This window comes from Anoxynatronum sibiricum, from assembly GCF_039414295.1.
GTDB lineage: Bacteria > Bacillota > Clostridia > Peptostreptococcales > Tindalliaceae > Anoxynatronum > Anoxynatronum sibiricum.
Window position 1 is genome coordinate 39,291 of the sequence record NZ_JBCITM010000007.1, and the last position, 18,958, is coordinate 58,248.

Annotated in this window: 19 protein-coding genes and 1 riboswitch; of the genes, 8 read left to right on the top strand and 11 right to left on the bottom strand. The window is 51.0% G+C overall.

Annotated features, from left to right (window positions below):
• Positions 1 to 134 precede the first annotated feature (134 nt).
• Positions 135 to 554 (bottom strand): 3-hydroxyacyl-ACP dehydratase FabZ, encoded by a 420-nt coding sequence (fabZ, locus tag AAIG11_RS08365; RefSeq protein WP_343185916.1) that lies wholly within the window; start codon positions 552 to 554, stop codon positions 135 to 137.
• A 351-nt stretch (positions 555 to 905) separates the two neighbouring features.
• On the opposite strand from fabZ, the gene AAIG11_RS08370 reads away from it, so the two are divergent.
• From AAIG11_RS08370 to fabF, 6 genes are all read left to right on the top strand, one after another.
• Complete coding sequence (locus tag AAIG11_RS08370; protein ID WP_343185791.1) at positions 906 to 1,901, top strand: beta-ketoacyl-ACP synthase III; 996 nt, start codon at positions 906 to 908, stop codon at positions 1,899 to 1,901.
• Positions 1,902 to 1,944: 43 nt separating this feature from the next.
• Positions 1,945 to 2,904: an enoyl-[acyl-carrier-protein] reductase FabK gene (gene fabK / locus AAIG11_RS08375; RefSeq protein ID WP_343185792.1), complete on the top strand. Its 960-nt coding sequence runs from the start codon at positions 1,945 to 1,947 to the stop codon at positions 2,902 to 2,904.
• On the top strand, positions 2,901 to 3,989 hold the full coding sequence (gene fabD / locus AAIG11_RS08380; protein WP_343185793.1) for an ACP S-malonyltransferase: 1,089 nt from the start codon (positions 2,901 to 2,903) through the stop codon (positions 3,987 to 3,989). Before fabK ends, fabD begins: the two co-directional genes overlap by 4 nt.
• Positions 3,877 to 4,599 carry a 3-oxoacyl-[acyl-carrier-protein] reductase gene (fabG, locus tag AAIG11_RS08385; protein ID WP_343185917.1) on the top strand — a complete coding sequence of 241 codons (723 nt, stop codon included), beginning with the start codon at positions 3,877 to 3,879 and terminating at the stop codon, positions 4,597 to 4,599. The genes fabD and fabG overlap by 113 nt, the downstream gene beginning before the upstream one ends.
• Before the next feature lie 97 nt (positions 4,600 to 4,696).
• Complete coding sequence (acpP, locus tag AAIG11_RS08390) at positions 4,697 to 4,927, top strand: acyl carrier protein (protein WP_343185794.1); 231 nt, start codon at positions 4,697 to 4,699, stop codon at positions 4,925 to 4,927.
• An 82-nt stretch (positions 4,928 to 5,009) separates the two neighbouring features.
• A complete protein-coding gene (gene fabF, locus AAIG11_RS08395) occupies positions 5,010 to 6,251 on the top strand; it encodes a beta-ketoacyl-ACP synthase II (RefSeq protein ID WP_343185795.1) in 1,242 nt (413 codons plus the stop codon).
• 54 nt (positions 6,252 to 6,305) lie between these two features.
• Here the strand turns inward: fabF and AAIG11_RS08400 are convergent, their stop codons facing one another.
• The 5 genes from AAIG11_RS08400 to AAIG11_RS08420 form a co-directional block, all read right to left on the bottom strand.
• Positions 6,306 to 6,497 carry a hypothetical protein gene (locus tag AAIG11_RS08400; protein ID WP_343185796.1) on the bottom strand — a complete coding sequence of 64 codons (192 nt, stop codon included), beginning with the start codon at positions 6,495 to 6,497 and terminating at the stop codon, positions 6,306 to 6,308.
• 201 nt (positions 6,498 to 6,698) lie between these two features.
• A complete protein-coding gene (locus AAIG11_RS08405; protein WP_343185797.1) occupies positions 6,699 to 7,184 on the bottom strand; it encodes a dUTP diphosphatase in 486 nt (161 codons plus the stop codon).
• Positions 7,185 to 7,229: 45 nt separating this feature from the next.
• Positions 7,230 to 8,114, bottom strand: coding sequence for a dihydrodipicolinate synthase family protein (locus AAIG11_RS08410; RefSeq protein ID WP_343185798.1), 885 nt, complete (start codon positions 8,112 to 8,114; stop codon positions 7,230 to 7,232).
• Positions 8,115 to 8,266: 152 nt separating this feature from the next.
• A complete protein-coding gene (locus tag AAIG11_RS08415) occupies positions 8,267 to 9,526 on the bottom strand; it encodes a Glu/Leu/Phe/Val family dehydrogenase (RefSeq protein ID WP_343185799.1) in 1,260 nt (419 codons plus the stop codon).
• Between the two features lie 264 nt (positions 9,527 to 9,790).
• Positions 9,791 to 11,152, bottom strand: coding sequence for an MATE family efflux transporter (locus AAIG11_RS08420; RefSeq protein WP_283410295.1), 1,362 nt, complete (start codon positions 11,150 to 11,152; stop codon positions 9,791 to 9,793).
• Positions 11,153 to 11,353: 201 nt separating this feature from the next.
• On the opposite strand from AAIG11_RS08420, the gene panC reads away from it, so the two are divergent.
• Positions 11,354 to 12,223: a pantoate--beta-alanine ligase gene (panC, locus tag AAIG11_RS08425; protein WP_343185800.1), complete on the top strand. Its 870-nt coding sequence runs from the start codon at positions 11,354 to 11,356 to the stop codon at positions 12,221 to 12,223.
• Here panC and AAIG11_RS08430 read toward each other — a convergent pair.
• The 5 genes from AAIG11_RS08430 to AAIG11_RS08450 form a co-directional block, all read right to left on the bottom strand.
• Positions 12,213 to 12,590 carry an MmcQ/YjbR family DNA-binding protein gene (locus AAIG11_RS08430; protein WP_343185801.1) on the bottom strand — a complete coding sequence of 126 codons (378 nt, stop codon included), beginning with the start codon at positions 12,588 to 12,590 and terminating at the stop codon, positions 12,213 to 12,215. The genes panC and AAIG11_RS08430 overlap by 11 nt on opposite strands.
• A gap of 325 nt (positions 12,591 to 12,915) precedes the next feature.
• Complete coding sequence (locus AAIG11_RS08435) at positions 12,916 to 13,638, bottom strand: alpha/beta fold hydrolase (protein ID WP_343185802.1); 723 nt, start codon at positions 13,636 to 13,638, stop codon at positions 12,916 to 12,918.
• 49 nt (positions 13,639 to 13,687) lie between these two features.
• A complete protein-coding gene (locus AAIG11_RS08440) occupies positions 13,688 to 14,038 on the bottom strand; it encodes a tautomerase family protein (protein WP_343185803.1) in 351 nt (116 codons plus the stop codon).
• 381 nt (positions 14,039 to 14,419) lie between these two features.
• The gene (locus tag AAIG11_RS08445) at positions 14,420 to 16,129 is read right to left on the bottom strand and encodes a sigma-54 interaction domain-containing protein (RefSeq protein ID WP_343185804.1); all 1,710 of its coding nucleotides are present in this window, start codon (positions 16,127 to 16,129) and stop codon (positions 14,420 to 14,422) included.
• 159 nt (positions 16,130 to 16,288) lie between these two features.
• Entirely contained in the window at positions 16,289 to 17,638 is a 1,350-nt protein-coding gene (locus AAIG11_RS08450; protein WP_343185805.1) for a methyl-accepting chemotaxis protein, read from the bottom strand.
• A gap of 225 nt (positions 17,639 to 17,863) precedes the next feature.
• Positions 17,864 to 17,975: riboswitch (SAM riboswitch) on the top strand.
• Positions 17,976 to 18,111: 136 nt separating this feature from the next.
• Between AAIG11_RS08450 and AAIG11_RS08455 the strand changes: the two genes are divergently transcribed.
• Positions 18,112 to 18,924, top strand: a complete 813-nt coding sequence (locus AAIG11_RS08455) for a MetQ/NlpA family ABC transporter substrate-binding protein (protein WP_343185806.1) — start codon at positions 18,112 to 18,114, stop codon at positions 18,922 to 18,924.
• The last annotated feature ends 34 nt before the right edge of the window (positions 18,925 to 18,958 follow it).

Below are 18,958 nucleotides of genomic sequence, written 5' to 3' on the forward strand. Positions count from 1 at the left end.
TGAAGCTCACCGCCCCATCGATATAACCGCACCTAATGAGTCCATTCATCAGTCGATCATCCAGACAGCGTCAGTCCGAACCAGACTGGCAACCCATGCCTTCTCCATCAATATCAGGCAGCAGCAGCGGTTCCTCAAGAAATGGCAAAGAGGATTTCCGCTTCGGCTGCCTTTTCGCCGTTCACCGTCGCCACACCTTTCCCAGCACCAAAAGAACGTCGCAGTTTGGTGATTTCAATTTCCAGTCGCAGCACATCACCCGGTACCACCTTGCGCCGGAACCGGGCTTGGTCCACCCCGGCAAAATAAGCCGTTTTCCCCTTGTAATCCGGTTCGTTGAGCAGCAGCACAGCACCCACCTGCGCCAAGGCCTCAAGAATTAAAACGCCTGGCATCACAGGTTCCTGAGGGAAATGCCCCTGAAAAAAAGGCTCGTTGATGGTGACATTCTTAAAGCCCACTGCTCTTTTTCCCGCGTCTTCAATCTCCACACCATCAATCAGTAAAAAGGGATATCGATGGGGAATACAGGCCATGATTTCCGTTACATTCATTTTCACGGTTTAGCACCTCACTTCACGATTTCGATGGAATTTTCTTGAAAATCAGTATATCATATTCCTCCATTGTGCGACAAGGCAGGTGTGTCATTTTCGTACGATGCGCCCCTTCCACAGTGTTCTATTTTGTAACACTATTTCGTTTAGTTGTTCTATTAAAGCACATTCCATTTTTCACTTTTCCTTCACATTAATCATTCACATGACCAACCATACCGCGGCCCATTTCAGAAAAAGACTTGCGCATCGACTTAAATTCTGTTATTATTTTTTTAGTATCTGGTCCTAATAGTTATCACTATATCCTGTTCGTATTTTTCCCTTTGGGTCCGAGGAGTGAATGTATTGAGTCTACAACAAAAGGCAATTTTAAGCGGCATCGGCAGCCAGGTGCCTGAAACTGTCATTACCAATAAAGACCTCGAACGCCTGGTGGATACCAATGATGAATGGATTCGTACCCGCACCGGCATTCATGAACGCCGTCAGGCAGCTTCTGGTCAGGCAGCTTCTGACCTGGCAACCGAAGCCGCTGAAAAAGCACTGGCCACAGCAGGTATTGAAGCTTCTGACCTGGGTGCCATTATCGTGGCCACCAGTACCCCCGACATGATTTTTCCATCCACCGCCTGTGTGTTGCAAAAGAATCTGAAAGCCTTTAATGCCTTTGCTTATGATCTGAGCGCTGCCTGTGCCGGATTTCTATTCGCCTTGTCAAATGGCGCCCAGTACATCGAAAATGGTGTTTGCCGTCATGTGCTGGTGGTGGGTGTTGACCTGATGACCCACATCGTTGATTTTCAGGATCGCAACACCTGCGTTCTCTTTGGTGATGGTGCCGGAGCCGTAGTACTGAGCGCATCGGAAGATTCCCCAGGACTATTGGGAACTCAGCTGGGCTCCGACGGACGCTTTGGCGACATTCTACAAGTACCCGCCGGTGGCAGCCGCATCCCCTTGACTCCAGAAACCTTCCCCCTGCGACAGCACTATATTCAGATGAACGGCAGCGAGGTATTTAAGATGGCAGTTCGCGCCATGGAACAGGCAGCCCTGAACCTGCTGAAAAATACCGACACACCCCTGAGCGCCATCGACTGGCTGGTGCCTCACCAGGCTAACCGGCGCATCATCGAAACCCTGGGCAAGCGCCTCCAGATCCCGTCGGAAAAAGTGTTCATGAACCTGCAGCATTACGGCAACATGTCGGCCGCCTCCATCCCAGTGGCCCTGGATGAGGCCTGGCGCAAGGGACTGATAGAACCCGGGCAGCTGGTGTTAATGCTGGCATTTGGCGGCGGTCTCACCTGGGGAGCTTCTCTTCTCAGGTGGACACGCTGATACTCACACAATGGTACACGAAAAGTAGCAAGGAGGAACTTCCATGAACTTTCAGACCCCTTTATGTCAACAATTAAATATACGCGTTCCCATTCTCCAGGGTGGTATGGCCTGGGTGGCAACCGCATCGCTGGCCGCTGCGGTCTCCAATGCCGGCGGCCTTGGAATCGTCGCTGCCGGTAATGCGCCTGCACAGGTGGTTGAAGCAGAAATTATCCGCACCCGCTCACTGACAGACAAACCTTTTGGGGTGAATGTCATGCTCCTTTCCCCATTTGTGAACGAAGTGGTGGAAGTTGTCTGTCGACAACAGGTGCCAGTGATTACCACCGGTGCCGGGAACCCTGGAAAATTCATGGAACTGTTCAAGTCCTATGGAGCCAGCGTCATTCCCGTTGTCCCTTCCGTTGCTCTTGCCAAGCGCATGGAGAAACAGGGGGCTGATGCTGTCATTGTGGAAGGAACCGAAGCTGGCGGTCATGTTGGTGAGCTCACCACCATGGCGCTGGTGCCCCAAGTGGTGAGGGCGGTGAAAATTCCCGTGATTGCCGCCGGCGGTATTGCCGATGGCAACAGCCTATTGGCAGCACTGGCCCTTGGAGCACAGGCAGTTCAAATGGGTACCCGGTTTGTCTGCTCGGTGGAATGCGAAGCCCACCACGCTTACAAAGAGATGTTGGTGAAAGCCGGTGACCGGGATGCCATCGTCACCGCCCGCAGTACCGGTCATCCGGTACGGGTATTGAAAAACAAATTCACCCGCGACCTGCTCCGCATGGAGAAGGAAGGTATTAGTCAGGAAGAAATCGAAAAAATGGGCACCGGCCGTCTGCGCATCGCCGTTCAGGATGGCGACATTGAAAATGGCTCTGTCATGGCCGGTCAAATCGCCGGTATGATGCAGGATATTCTGCCCTGTGCCGACATCATTCACCAGATCATGGAGGATGCCGGTCGGCAGCTGGAAATGTTAAACCAATTGAAAGGAGTGACCGCTCCATGACCCATCTGGCATTCATTTTCCCCGGTCAGGGCGCTCAGTACGTGGGAATGGGCAAAGACTTCTACCAGCAGCATCCCCTGGCCCGGGAAACCTTCCAGGAGGCAGAAGAAGCCCTGGGCATCCCTCTTGCCCGTCTATGTCACGAAGGCCCTGAATCGGAACTGACCCGCACAGAAATCACGCAGCCAGCCATTCTAACCACCAGTGTGGCCATGCTCCGCACCTTCACTGCGCTGGGATTCCAGTCCACCATGACTGCCGGTCTCAGTCTGGGGGAATACACCGCCCTGGTACACGCTGGTTCCATTGCCTTTGCCGACGCCGTACGTCTGGTACGGTACCGGGGGAAGTACATGCAGGAGGCTGTTCCCGAAGATAAAGGCGGGATGGCCGCCATTCTGGGTCTTGACCCGGAAGCGCTGGAAGACTGCCTCTCCGCCGGACGCCGTGTCGGTTTTGTCGCCGTTGCCAATTTCAACTGCCCCGGACAGATTGTCCTCTCGGGAGAAACCGCTGCTGTGAAAAGAGCTATGGAAGCCTGCAAAGAAGCCGGCGCCAAAAAAGCGGTGATGCTTACCGTCAGTGCTCCCTTCCACACTCCCATGCTGGACTCTGCAGGCGAACGGCTGAAATCAAACCTGGCGACCATTTCCCTGCAAGCACCAAACCAGCTGTTCTTCAGCAATGTCACTGGCGGCGACATGACTGATCCCACTGAAATTGCCGCCGCGCTGGTGAAACAGGTAAGTCACCCCGTTCTTTGGGAAAAAAACCTGTTGACCATGATGCAGGCCGACTGTTCTGTCTTTGTTGAAATCGGCCCATCCAACAGCCTGACAGGCTTTGTGAAACGTACTGCTAAAACTCACAGGCTGAACGCCTCCGGCATGCACATTGAAACTTTCGAGCAATTGAACAACGTTGCAGAAACATTATCAAAGGAGGGTTATCATGGAATTGTCCAATCAAGTGGTGCTGATCACGGGAGCCTCCCGGGGCATCGGCCGGGCCATTGCCCTCAAGATGGCTCAGTCTGGCGCACGGATCGTGATCAACTATGCCCGGCAGGAGAACTCGGCGCTTGAGGTTAAAGAAACCATCGAATCACTGGGTGGCACTGCCATGATTGCACAGGCTGATGTTTCCGATGAGGAGCAAGTCACCCGTATGATGGCTGCCATCAAGGAAACCTTTGGACCTGTCACTATTCTGATCAATAACGCCGGCATCACCCGGGACGGCCTGTTGGTGCGCATGAAAACCAGTGACTGGCATCAGGTAATGGATACCAATCTGACCAGCGCTTTTCTCATGAGCCGGGCCGTTGCCAAAGATATGATGAAGGCCAAAGGCGGTCGCATCATCAATATTTCTTCTGTTGTGGGCGTTATGGGGAATGCCGGCCAGTCAAATTACAGCGCATCAAAGGCAGGTCTCATCGGCCTGACCAAATCCCTGGCGCGGGAACTGGCCCCCAAACGCATTACCGTGAACGCCGTGGCGCCGGGATTTATTGAAACCGAAATGACCGATGCCCTTTCAACCCAGGTAAAAGAACAGCTGCTGGCCCAAATCCCATTGAATCAGTTGGGCAAAGCAGAAGACATTGCCGAAGCCGTTGCCTATCTGGCAGGTGCCGGCGGCCGGTACATCACCGGTCAGGTACTGCAGGTGAACGGCGGCATGGCCATGTAACATCAGATGAACTCTCATTCAATGAATACTCCTTGAATGAGTTCACGCCATAAACCAATCAACCAACCACGAAACCAAAACTAGGAGGAAACCAACCATGTTTGAAAAAATCGCTAAAATCATTGCCGAGCAACTTGAAATTGATGATCTGAGCATCATTAAGCCGGAAACATCCATCATGAACGACCTGGAAGCAGATTCACTGGACGCCGTGGAAATTGTCATGGCCATTGAAGATGAGTTCGGCATTGAAATCTCCGACGAAGATGCAGAACAGTTCAAGAACATCGGCGACATCGCCAGCTATGTTGAGTCACGTCAGGCGTAAGCCTTTCGGTGTCTTGCAGCCATGATTGAACAGGACACTGCCGCTGACGGCGAAGTCCTGTTCTTTTAGAAGGAGGGTTTTTATGAACAATCAACGTGTCGTGATCACCGGCATGGGATGTGTCACGCCCATCGGTACCGGTGTTGACAGTTTTTGGAAAGGGCTTGTGAGTGGTGCCGTAGGCGCTGCTCCCATTACTCATTTCGATGCTTCCGAATTTCCCGTTCAGTTTGCCGCTGAGGTGAAAAATTTTGAACCGGATCAGGTGCTGGATAAACGAGAAGCCAAAAAGATGGATCGCTTTACCCAGTTCGCAGCGGTAGCATCACTGGAAGCGCTGAAAAACGCCGGCCTGGATCAGGGTGGCATTGACCCTGACGAGCTGGGCGTGATTCTGGGTTGTGGCATCGGCGGCCTGACCACCCTGGAAGAACAGCACCAAAATCTCCTGAACCGGGGACCCCGCCGGGTCAGCCCCTTTACCATCCCCATGATGATCTCCAATCTGGCTGCCGGTCAGGTGGCCATCCTCACACATGCAAAGGGGCCCAACATGACCATCGTCACTGCCTGTGCCTCTGCCACCAACGCCATCGGCGAAGCATTCAAAATGATCCAGCGGGGCGCGGCCAAAGCCATCATCACCGGAGGCACCGAAGCTTCCATTACTCCCATTTCCATTGCCGGCTTTTCTTCCATGAAAGCCCTCTCCACCCGAAATGACGACCCCGCCAAGGCCAGTCGCCCCTTCGATGCTGAGCGAGACGGCTTCGTGATGGGAGAAGGTGCCGGGGTAATTGTTCTGGAATCACTGGAACATGCCCAGGCACGAGGCGCCACCATCTATGCCGAAATGGCAGGTTACGGCACTCACACAGATGCCCACCATATCACTGCTCCCGACCCGGAAGGCGCCGGGGCCGCCAGAGCCATGACAAAGGCACTGGCAGATGCCGGTTTAGCTCCAGAGGCCATTGATTACATCAATGCCCACGGCACCAGCACCGATTACAACGACCGGCTGGAAACCCTTGCCATTAAAAAGGTCTTTGGCGACCATGCCGCCAGCCTGCTGGTCAGTTCCACCAAATCCATGACCGGCCATCTGCTGGGGGCCGCCGGTGGTGTGGAAGCCATTGCCTGCGTAATGGCTCTGCAGCACCAGCTGGTGCCGCCCACTGTTAATTATGAAAATCCCGACGCCGCCTGCGACCTGAACTACGTGCCCAACAAGGCAGTTTCGGCTTCAGTTAAGGCCACCCTTTCCAATTCGCTGGGCTTCGGAGGACACAACGCCAGTATTCTCATTAAAGCCTTCGAGTAAAGAAGCAGCCGCTAAAAAAGCGAGTTCCGGTGATCCGGGACTCGCTTTTCAACACTATTCCACAGGTGTTAACACAAACTCGCCGGCCCCTTCCACGTGAAGCTTCACTTCACCCGTGTCAGAAAACAGCTGCTGCATTGCCAGTATTTCGTCTTCTATCTCAATGATCACAGTTCTGTTCAGTCGAATGAGATGATAGGACACCCCTTCCACACGGTCTTTCATGGGCACCAGCACTGGTGCCACATAGGCCGCTCATCCGGCGGTAAGCAGCTTCCATTCCACCGAAGCTTCGCTCCCCATTTCCCGAATCCTCTTTTCCATAAAAACAGATCCCCGCATCTCCAACACCGGCACTTCTGGCATCACATCATCCCTCTCAAATCCCACTCTTTCACTTGCCCTTTACCCTTTTAAAATCCTTTTTACTATCATACCCTTCTTGTTTTAATACCCTTCTTCCTGACGTTGATAATTCACCGTGTTTTTCTCCATGTAAGCTTCCATGACCGCTTCACTGTCAAGATCCAGTTTGGCCGCCAGTGCCATAAACGCCTGGAACAACTGTTGGTATTTGGAGCGGGATGTTTCTTCTTCGAAATGGGTGGCTGTTCGGTAAACCTGCTGGAAATGGTCGCAAAGATCAGCCGCCACCGACACTTCCTCCAGTTGATCAAACCGGTATCCCAGTGTCAGCCCCAGACTTAACAGAAAATGCAGTCCGTCCACATATTCTTCCAGAATGACTTGCCTTGATGAAGGTGGTTTCAAACTCCAAAATTTGAAACAACGGGTCTCATTGGCCAATTCCCCCAGCTCCACCTGAAAGGCCAGAATCTTTCGGCCGATGAGTTCTTCCGCTTCCAATCGGTGATTTTGCTGAATGTGCCGATCCAGCTGTGCCTGCATGTCAAATAGATGCTTCCAGTTCAAATCCGGTTCCTCCTGACAGTTGTGATTGACTAAGACAGTTCCTGTTTATGCCAGCGCGCCATAGATCCGCAGAGTATCCGCCACCAGTGCCGCTTCTTCATTCTGAAGAGGCACTAACGGCCGACGTGGAATGCCACCGGTATAGCCCAGCAGGTCTGCGGCTGTTTTCAATGCTGAAACGCCTTTTCCCCTGGTTACCAGATGATTGATGGCCAGCATTTTCAGCTGCAACTGCCTGGCTTCCTCCAGGTCACCGGCATGAAATAAATCCATCAGCCGGCAGCATTCCTGAGGCAGAATGTTGGCCAGGGCCAAGGTGGCTCCCTGGGCTCCCAAAGAAAGAGCCGGCAGCAGATAGCCTGCATTTCCGGCAAAAACCGCAAAATCAGGCGCTGCATCCCGAATCATCTCTGCCAACTGAACAATATTACCGGAAGTATCTTTTATGCCCTGTATGTTTTCATGCTGAGACAACCTGGCCACCAGTGCCGATCCCAGGTTCAGTCCCGTATTGGCAGGCATGTTATACAGCATGACCGGAACCGGGCATGCGTCGGCCACATCGGTGAAATACTGATAAAGAACACTCTCATTCATGCTTCCTGTATAGTAATGGGGCGGCAGCACCAGCACGGCATCTGCTCCCAGCTCGGCCATCCTGTTACTGAAACGAATGGTTTCCAGCGTCGACTCACAACTGGTTCCCACGATGACCTTTTTGGTCTTGGGGAAATGACTGATGCAAAATGCTGCCAGTGCTTCCTTTTCCTCCTGAGTCAGGTAGACAAACTCGCCGTTGGATCCCAACACCACAATTCCGGATAGGTCCGTCGCCGCCCAGCGGCTTAAATTGTGGGCCATTCCCTCGTAATCAATGGTTTCATTGCGTGTAAAAGGTGTGAGAACCGGTGTGTAAATGCCGTTGAACATGAAGCTCCCTCCTTATCATTTGACGTGCTCGTTGATACTTCTTCTTCAGCATACCTTATTTCTTCCAAAAGAAAAACCCTTTTACCGGGCACTTCCGATAAAAGGGTTTTAAATTGGATCATAACCGAACCAATTACCGGCTCAGGTTAATTCTAATACCAGCCACGGAGTTTCATGGCATCAGCCACACGCTTGATGGACATCATGTAGGCAGCGGTTCGCATATCCACCTGATGTTCATTCATCAGCGCCCAGATATCATCAAACGCCTTGTTCATGCTCTTTTCCTGCTTTTCCTGAACTTCTTCAAAAGTCCAGTTGTAACGCATCAGGTTCTGTACCCACTCAAAGTAGGAAACGGTCACACCGCCGGCATTGGCAAGGATATCAGGAATCACCAGGATGCCCTTTTCATTCATGATTTTGTCTGCTTCAGGCGTGGTGGGGCCATTGGCACCTTCACACACAATTTTGGCTTTAATATCGTTGACATTGTCAGATTTAATGACATTCTCAAGGGCACAAGGCATGAGAATATCCACATCCAGCGTCAGTACAGCATTGCGGTCCAGTTCTTTCTGTGCGCCGGAGAATCCGGTGATCACTTTGGTTTTGTTCTGTTTTGCATACTCCATCACAGCTTTAATGTCGAGACCGTCTTCATGGTACAGGGTGCAGGATACATCAGAAATGGCAACCACTTTGGCACCCATTTCCTCCATGTACATAGCCGCATAGGAACCCACGTTACCAAAGCCCTGAACAGCAACAGGCAGTCCCTTAAGATCCATGCCTTTCTTTTCAGCTGCATAGCGGGCCATAATGGCAACACCAAAACCGGTAGCTTCAGTTCGGGCCAGTGAGCCATAGTAGCTGACAGGCTTTCCTGTGAAGACACCGGGTTCAAATCGACCAGTGGTCTTTTCATATTCATCAACCATCCAGGCCATTACCTGACCGGTGGTACCCACATCGGGTGCCGGGATGTCAATTTTTTCGCCAATGATGGGAGCAATGGCACGGGCATATCCTCTGGAAAGTCTTTCCAATTCCTTTTCTGACAGATCGTAAGGGTTCACGATGATTCCGCCCTTACCGCCGCCGTATGGAATGCCGACAACGCCGCACTTGAATGTCATCCAGGTGGATAGTGCCTTGACTTCGTCTCTGGTAACATCCTGATGAAAACGTACGCCGCCTTTGAAGGGACCTACTGCATCATTGTGCTGTGACCGGTAACCGATGAAAGTACGAATGGAGCCATCGTCCATTTTCACCGGGATGGATACCTGAAGAACGCGAATGGGGTTTTTCAGAATTTCGTACACTTCAGGCGGGGTTCCCAGTTTGTCACACGCTGCTTTCACTTGCTGCTGTGCGATTTCAAACGGGTTAAGGGTTTTTTCGGCCATTTGACTGCCTCCTCATCATAAATGATTATTCTTGTTCAGGTGAATCTTCCTCGTTGCAGTTGCTCCCCAGAAAAGTGCATAACCTGAAAACGTTTTCATTGTCAAGGAAGAACCGGACTCATTTTCAGTCTATTTGAACTTTTCCAACAGTGAAGCTTTTGCAATTCCTTGTTTTCACCTGTGTTGATCACTTGAATTATATCACACTCATTGAAAAAGTGGTAGTTTTTTCCCCATTATTTTGGGGAGATCGATATTTTTTTATCAATTATGACGAATGACGGGCTGTTGCCATTTTCCACTGCGATACATCAGCCATCCCATGAAACAAATCAATGCATTGCTGATGACCATGGCATACCAGACGCCGTGAGACCCCAGGGATGTCCATCTTCCAAGCAGGAGAATCAGCGGGATTCTGAACACCCAAAGCCTCCCCATATCCATCATCATGGCGTAAAGGGTATGGCCTGACCCCTGAAATGTACCCAGCAGAATTTGAAAAATGGCCATTAATGGCAGTGTCAACGTGATCAGACGGGTGTAGTCAAGACTTTGTTTTAAGACTTCCGGATCATTTTTGATGAAAGCTCCCACCACCAGATCGGCGGCCAGAAAGAGAATGATTCCGCCCAGACTCATGATGGTGATGGATCCCAGCGCCGCCGTTCTCACTGCCCGGCGTGCCCGCTCCGGCTGGCCGGCTCCCAGATTTTGACCCACCAAGGTGGCCAATGCTGTTCCAATCCCCATCACCGGCATGATAATCACCATGGAAATCCTGTTTCCAATACCAAAAGCTGCCAGGGTTCCTTCTCCATAGCCAATGACAAAGGCATTGAGAATGATGAATCCGAAGGCTGAAAATGACTGGCCGGTGGAGGCAGGTAATCCAATCCGAACAATTTGCGTCAATATGCCGCTGTCCATCTTCAGGTCTTTTCCCCTCAACCGAATACCGTTGCCCTGACGAAAAAGGCTGTAAACAGCATAGACTGCAAAAAGAGTTCGCGAGAACACCGTGGCCGCTGCCACCCCCCGAATGCCCCACCCTAAAAAAAGGATGGCAATTGGATCCAGGACAATGTTCAGCAACACACCGGAAACATTCAGTACCATTGGGGTATATGTATCTCCCTGTCCCTGGCGGATGGCATTGAACACAAAAAAAGCAAAGAGGGCAGGCAGTTCCCACAGCATGATTTGAACATACTGAAGAGCGTAGACATACACAGCTCCCTGTGCACCCATCATGCGGAGCACCCAGGGAGCCGCCAGGGTTCCCATGAGACTGATTGCCACTGCCATCAGCAGGGCAAAGGTGAGCAGCTGCCCTGCCACTTTCGTTGCCTGTGCAGGGCTGCCAGCGCCACTGAACCTTGAAATTAGCGCTGTGCCGGCAATGTTGACACCCATTCCCAGGGAAAGGGTAAAATAGAGCACAGGGAAAACCAAAATAATAGCTGCCAATTCTGAAGTTCCCAGATAGTTTCCCACCCAGTAAGTATCTGCCAGGCTGTACAGCATCTGTACAAAGTTATTGAACATGAGGGGGAGGGCCATGGTAATGAGAATTTTTGGCAGTGATCCGGATAATATCATGGCCCTTTTATCATTGATTTCCATGAAGTCGCCTGCTTTCCATAATCATCATAACATGAAAACGCCTTCCCCATTATACCATAATACAGACACTTTGGCCTGTGATTGTCTTTCTGCGAAGGACTTTCAACGAAAGTCCCTTCACCAGATTTGACCTTGCATGGTAGAATCAATACAGATGGTATCCTTTCGGGAGCCATACTCGTTGTGTTGGAGGCATGTGTTATGAAAAAAATGGAGAACATTGAAAAAATGCAGCAATTTTCCTGCCAGGCCCGAAAAAAAAGCCACATCATTGGCCTGGTGCCCACCATGGGGGCTCTTCACCAAGGCCATCTGTCTTTAATCCAGGCAGCCCGTCAGGAATGTCATGAAGTGGTGGTGAGTATTTTTGTGAATCCCACCCAGTTTGGCGAAAACGAAGATTACGAACGTTATCCCCGTGATTGGAATCAGGACTGTTCTCTGGCGGCCGCCGCCGGTGCCACGGCTGTCTTTTTGCCAAGTGCGTCAGACATATACCCCCCCGGCTATCAAACCACCCTGCATCTGAGTTCTTTGACCCAACATCTCTGCGGCGCTCATCGCCCCGGTCATTTTGATGCTGTAGCCACTGTTGTCTGCAAGCTGCTGAATATCGTCGCACCTCATCGTGCTTATTTCGGTCAAAAAGATGTTCAACAGCTGCGCGTCATTCAGCAGATGACCGCTGATCTGAACATGAACGTTGGCATTGTCCCCATGCCAACTCTCAGAGAATCAGACGGTCTTGCCATGAGCTCCCGCAACGCTTATCTTTCTCCTTCAGAACGCCTGGCCGCCGGCATCATTTACCAGGCATTGCTGTCAACTGAACAGGCGGCACAGGCTGGTGAAACATCGCCACTGATCCTTCAACAGCTGCTGCTGTCGCATTTGGTCTCCGAACCACTGGTTCATGTGGAATATGCCGCCGTTGCAGATCCTGTCACGCTGACACCCCTTGAACAACAGCAGGCATCCATGCTGCTGGCTGTGGCCGTGCGCATTGGTGATACCCGGTTAATTGACAACTTGCTGATCAATCTCCCCCCATACGCAGACCTTACGAAGTGACTTCTTCTCCCAACAGCTCCCGCTGTTTTTTCTTGCTGAGGGAGCTGACAATCAGCTCATGGGACATGTCAATCATTTGCCGCAGCACTTCACTTGGCACCTGACCGTCCAGATCCACTGAATTCCAATGTTCCTTGTTCATGTAATACCCCGGGCGAATTTCCGGATAAGTGGCTCTCAGATGCTGTCCAAAGGCCGGCTCACATTTCAGCGTGAGGATATGCCGTCCTTCATTGTCATGTCCCAGCATGCCGAACATTTTTCCACCCACCTGGTAACGGTCAACACCCCATTCTTCCTTATAATCTTTTTCTGCAGCCGGCCGGCCCAGACAGTAGGCGTCCAGCCATTCGTATGTTTGTTTCATGATGCGCCTCCTTTTCTCTGTTGATGATTGATCGACACCACAGCGTGCTTACTGATTACCTGCTTCCATTATCCCCTGATTCTCATTTTTCATCAAGGCGTCTTTTCATGCGTGTTCATTTCCGCGACAAAAAAAGTGCCCCCACCAGGGCACTTAGAGGTTGAAGGCAACCAATTTTGTCTGCCATCTGAGAGTACCCTCCTAACAGGGCACCCAATGTGACAAGCAAGGCGCTTTGGGCAAGGTAATGCCTTGCCAGACTTCTTGCTTGTATTAATATTGACAACGGTCGAAGCATGCCATGGCCGGAAGCTTCTTTATGCCGTTAAACTGTTTTGATACATTGTACCAATGCGTCTGCATATGCCTCCGGCTGGAAGAACAGGGCTTCGTGGCTGCCCTGCAGTTCGACCACCGGTGCTTCTCCCAGGCTTTGGAACATGCCCACAAAGGCACCCGGCGGCAGCGACAGATCTTCAGTGCAATATAGCAATACCCGGGGTGTCTCCAGTTGCGCAAAGGCATTCGCTTGAATGGGCGTATCGAAGAGTGCCAGCGGCTGGGGCACCAGGTGGCTGATTAAACGATTCTGCTCTTCTTCTGAAACACCACTGGCCAGTGCTCCCCGAATGAAATCCTCCATTAACGGAATGCTGTGATCCGGTGTCGCCAATGCCATTTGCTTAATTCCCATGGCCATTTCCTGATCGGGGATCATGTCGAACTGACTTTTTCCCTGAGGCAGAATCCAGGCATTGTTAAACACAATTTTGCTGATTTTATCCGCCACCTTCGGTGCAGTCATCTGAATCACATGCCCGGCACTGGAATGTCCCACCAACACCGCCGGCTCTGGCTGTTCCTCCAGTTTTTCCACCAAAGGTTTTAGTGCCTGTTCATAAGTAATGCCTTTTCGATCGTCTTCAGGTCCATTGCCGGCCAGCGTCACCGCTTCTGCCTCATACCCCTTCTCTTTCAGCGCTTTGATCACACCCTCCCAGCAAGAAGCATTGTGCCATGCGCCATGAACCAAAATGATTTTCTCCATGATTATTTCCTCCTTTTTTGTTGATTCCTTTTGACGGTTTTGACAGTTCCTACAAGAACCTGCCGCCCGTCATCAATGATCCCTTTTTCAGTTCAAGCACCATCACATTCACCTGCTGTGTATCGATATCCAGAACCGTCCCCATGGCGGTTGCCACAGATCGCATCACTTTCTGACGCTCTTCCAGCGACTTGCCCTCCAGCCAATAAACCATTGCCAGAGGCTGCCTGCCGCCTTCATGAAACCAGTCCTCCTCCGGGATTTCTTCACCCGTCACCGTCAGTCTCTCCACCGGCCAGTCCATGGCAGCTGCCACCTGAAGAGCCACCTGTCGCAGAACGTGTTTCTCCCGTCCCAGCTTCATCTTCTCCGGTCCCAGCTTCAACTGAATCAGGGGCATGATTTCCACCTCCTTCTCCTGTCAACATTCACCTTGTGTCAGCGTGAAAAATGCAGGAACATCTTCACCCTCATACTGATAAAGGCGTTATAATCCTTTGTTTATATCAGCAATAACTATGCCAACATCATGCGTCTGGGAGCGATCTCTTATTCGGCCTAAAAACAGGGTGGTTTTCCTGCCACAATCAGCCTTGGCACCCATTCATCTTTTCCGCAAAAAAAGAACCCGGGTCACGGATTCATTTTCCTGTTTTCTGATTGTTCCAGATGGGAACAGTTCTATTTTGATTAATGGTTCTTGCTCACATCTTTTCAGCCTTTTTCGCCGGTGTTCCGAATGGGATCAGTGTCAAAAATGGTTACAGCGGTCGCACTCACTTCACACTTCCTCCCTGGTGTCTTTTATTATCCGATACAGGGTGGGTCTGCTGATTCCCAAGCGTCGGGCGGCTTCACTGATGTTTCCATCACTTTCCTTCAGAACCTGCCGGGCCATCTGTCTTTCAAGATGGGTCAACAGCTTTTTCCCGTCGCTGGCAGATGTCCATTGACTGGACCCATGATTCCCAGCTGGTGTCACGCTGCTGGCTTCAGCCCCTCGGTTGAGCCAAGCCGAATGATATCGAATGGTCTCCGGCAAGTCTGCCATCCTGATTTCAGCTGCCTGGCAGGTGATCAGTAGTTGTTCCATCAGATTTTTCAACTGCCGCACGTTTCCCGGCCACGGGTAATGACATAAGCAGGATATGGCTTCTTCTGTCAATCGGGGTATGTCCCGGCCCATTGCCTCCGCCAGACCTTTCAGCAATGTTTCCATCAACAGGGGAATATCTTCCCGCCGGTGCCGGAGTGGTGGTATTGAAATGTCATACCCGCTAATCCGGTAGTAAAAATCTGCCCGCAAAACACCTGCTGCCACAGCCTGTTCCCCCGGTATTTTAGAGGCTGTCATCAGTCTGAAATTCACTGACCTTTCTTCCGTGCCGCCCATGGGCATGATCTTTTTCTCCGCCAGGCAGCGAAGCAGCATGGCCTGAGTAGCGGCTGAAAGACTTTCCACCTCATCCAGAAACAGGGTGCCGCCATGGGCGGCTTCGATGAGACCCGTTTTTCCAGCGGATCGGGCACCGGTAAAAGCACCCCGCTCATAACCGAAAAGAGTGGTTTCCGCCAGTGTTTCCGAAAGCGCCCCACAGTTAATCACAATCAACGGCCCTTTTCTGCGAGCTGACAGCTGGTGAATCACCTGAGCTGCCACTTCTTTTCCCACACCACTTTCACCGGTGAGCATCACCGGCAGTTCTCCCTGGGCAACAGCGGCCACCCTTTCCCTGACAAGCTTCATTTCATGGCTCATTCCCACCAGTTGATTCAGGGGGTTGGGTTTCGCCGGAGTATCAGGAGTGGGTTTCATCAACTCAATGCCCTGCCAGTAGCGGTTTTTATTCCGGTCATACTCCAGCCAGCGCCAATGCTGATATAGATCTGCCACGCACCGCAGAAAGGGCAGTACCATCATCGGCTGATGCATATCCAGGCTGGAGGCCCCCACCGCACCGGCAATGTTTCCCCTGGCGTCCCGTAATGGCGCGGCAGAACAACTGAAGGCATGAAACCAGCTATGGTAGTGCTCACACCCGGCAAGGCGGATGGTGGCCGCCTCTCGCATGGCCAGTGTCACCGCATTGGTGCCGCTGAGATCTTCATTTAACTGTTCCAAAAAAAGGGATGGCACACTCAGTTTTTTCGCCATGGCTTCTGGATATTGGTGATTCAATGCTTCAATAAAGTTTCCCTGATTATCATAGATGGACAGCACTACATGGTTCTCATCTGCAAACCGGCCAATGGCCTCCAGTGTTTCAGCGGGTCGGCGGCGGCTTTTGGTCATCTGCAGGGCAGCGATTTCCTGCCCGGGAACAAATCCAGCCTGGATCCTTCGATTTTCCCAGGGGTCAACACCCCTGTCCCGACAGTTTTTCCAAGAAGTCAAGACTGCCTGTGGCACACTTGGCTGGTGAAGATGCCCCGATCTAATAAACTGTTGCCAGGCAACAGCTGTTTCTTTCAGGTGATTATCTTGAGCCATGGGTATTCCTCCGGTATAGTGACGGTTCTCCATTTGTATTGCTTTGTTCCACTATACCTGTCAGTGGCGGCTTATGTCAATGCAGTGACAATCTTGGATTTTGCCTGAAGCTTCCCATAGACATTTATACGATCCCAAGAAATTCCAATACCCGATTTTTCACCGAAGCTGAAATCGTCCAACAGATGACTGCATCATCGCTGCCAGCTTTGCCAGGTTGTTACCTGCTTCGGCAATTTCTCCCATGGCAGCCGTCTGCTCTTCCACCGAAGCAGAGGCTTCTTCTGTTCCCGCTGCATTCTCCTGTGAAATGGCCGAGAGATTCTCGGCGATCATAACCAGAGATTCTTTCTGCTGCTCCATTTTTTGACTGGATTCATTCAGGGTTTCCACCACCCGTTGCATTTCTGCCAGTGTGGTTGAGATACCCTGAAAACCATTGCGCACTTCGTCCACGTAAGCTGTTTGTTCCCGAGTCTTTTCAGTGGCACTTTGAATGGTTCCCACCGTTTGTTCCATTTTTTGTGTCAGTTCGTCAATGACAGCTGCAATTTCACCGGTGAACTGATTTGACTGTTCTGCCAGTTTTCTGATCTCTTCTGCCACCACTGCAAATCCTCTGCCGGCTTCTCCCGCCCTGGCCGCTTCAATGGCTGCATTCAGTGCAAGGAGATTGGTTTGCTCGGCAATGTTGTGAATCATCTGGCTTGCCTGGCCAATTTTATCCACACTGGCACTTGTTTCGAGAATCATTTCCCTGGCTTCGTCACCCGCCTGACCGCTTTGGTGAGCCTTTTCAACCAGCTGATCTACCTGCAACAGTCCATTTTGCTGCACTTCCAGCGCATCACCGATGGTTCTGTTCATAACGCCCATCATTTGACGATTCTCTTCGATACACTCTCCCAGTATATTGATACTGGTCACACTGCGTTCCGTTTCCTGTGCCTGGTCATCCGCTCCCCGGGCAATATCTTCAATGGTTTTAGCCACTTCGGCTGCTGCAACAGAGGTTTCAGTACCAGCCTCGCCAATATGAACCGACGCTGTGGCAACACTTTCAGATGCTGTTTGGATTTCTGTCATCGAATCGGTGATGGTCTCAAGAAATCGATTCAGATCATGCATCATTTCACCAATTTCATCCTGCGCTTTCACATCGATTCTTTCTGTCAGATTTAGCTGCTCCGAAATCATGCGCAGTGTCGTTCCTGCATTTTTTAACGGCCTGATCACAATCACTTGCAGCAAAATCAAAATCAAGCCCGAAACCACCACCAAATTGATCACCGTCGCCACCACCAGCGACATTTCACCAGTCACCAGATCTCCCACAACATCATCCATTCGCTGAACTACCCGGTTGATGAAGGCTGCTATGGTGGGGCTGATGAGCAATGCCAGAATCACCCCTGTTAAAAATTTAGTTTTGATGCCAATTTTGCGCTTAAATGCACCTCTCGTCTTTGATGCCTGGTTTAACGTCCGACTTTCTCCCTTTTTGCCCATTATTATGCTCCTTTCGTTATTTGCGTTCATCCCGCGGGCCATACCGCCTTATAGTTAGTTCCTATCCAAATCTTCTGTTCTAAAACCTTCTCGAATACGTTAAGCTGGAAACGTCTTCCTCTGTTTCAGAAGATATTTTTCCCAGAAAAATGTTGACAAGTGTTCTCATCCGTATTAGAATGCAAATAAGTTTTTCTTGCAACATCTAAAAACTGAATCGTAAAACTCTTATCCAGAGTGGTGGAGGGACTGGCCCGATGAAACCCGGCAACCGTATCTGATCATTGATCAGGTAAAGGTGCTAATTCCTGCGAAACGTTGTTTCGGAAGATAAGAGAGACAAAACCCCTATGTGTGTTTGGCTCTCTGTCTTTGGCAGAGAGTTTTTTATTGTTCAAAAGGAGGGAGTCGCACTTACAGATTCAAATTGATTGATGTTGTGCATTCAAAATTAAACTCAGGAGGAATAACCCATGAAAAAAATTCAATTAACCCTCATTGCCCTTGCACTGTTACTGTTGCTGGCCGGCTGCGGCAACACCGATGCCGCTGTTACCCCGCTGGACCCTCAGCATCTGACCGTTGGCGTTACTGCAGGTCCCCACGAAGAAATCCTTGAAAAAGTGAAAGAAATTGCCGCCCGCGACGGCGTTGAAATCGACATTCAGGTGTTCACTGAATATGTTATGCCCAATATTGCACTGGCAGAGGGAGAACTGGATATCAACAGTTTCCAGCATCAGCCTTATCTGGACAATTTCAAAAGCGAACGCAACCTTGAATTAGTTGATGTTGCCAGCACCGTCATCTTTCCCATGGGGATTTACGCCGCTGAATACAGCGATGTGAGTCACATTCAGCAGGGAGACCTCATCGGGCTTCCCAACGACCCCACCAATGGTGCCCGGGCGCTGATTCTTTTCGAAAGTGCCGGTCTGATCACCCTGAAAGAAGGCGTTGGCGTCGCTGCCACCGTCAATGACATTGCAGCGAATCCCCTGGATCTCCGATTCATTGAACTGGAAGCTTCTCAGATTCCCCGGCAACTGGATGAACTGGCTGCAGCAGCCATCAATGCCAATTTCGCCATCGAGCACGGCTATGTACCCACCGAAGATACCATTTTCATCGAACCCGGTGATTCTCCATGGGTGAATGTCATCGCTGTGAGAACCGGTCATGAAAATGACGAAGCGGTGAAACGGTTTATTGAGTACTACCATCTGGATGAGGTGCGCCAGTTCATCGGCGAACACTTTCAAGGATCCATTGTCGCTGCCTGGTAAAGGGCAGCGGCAAGATTTAATCCCAAAGAGAAAG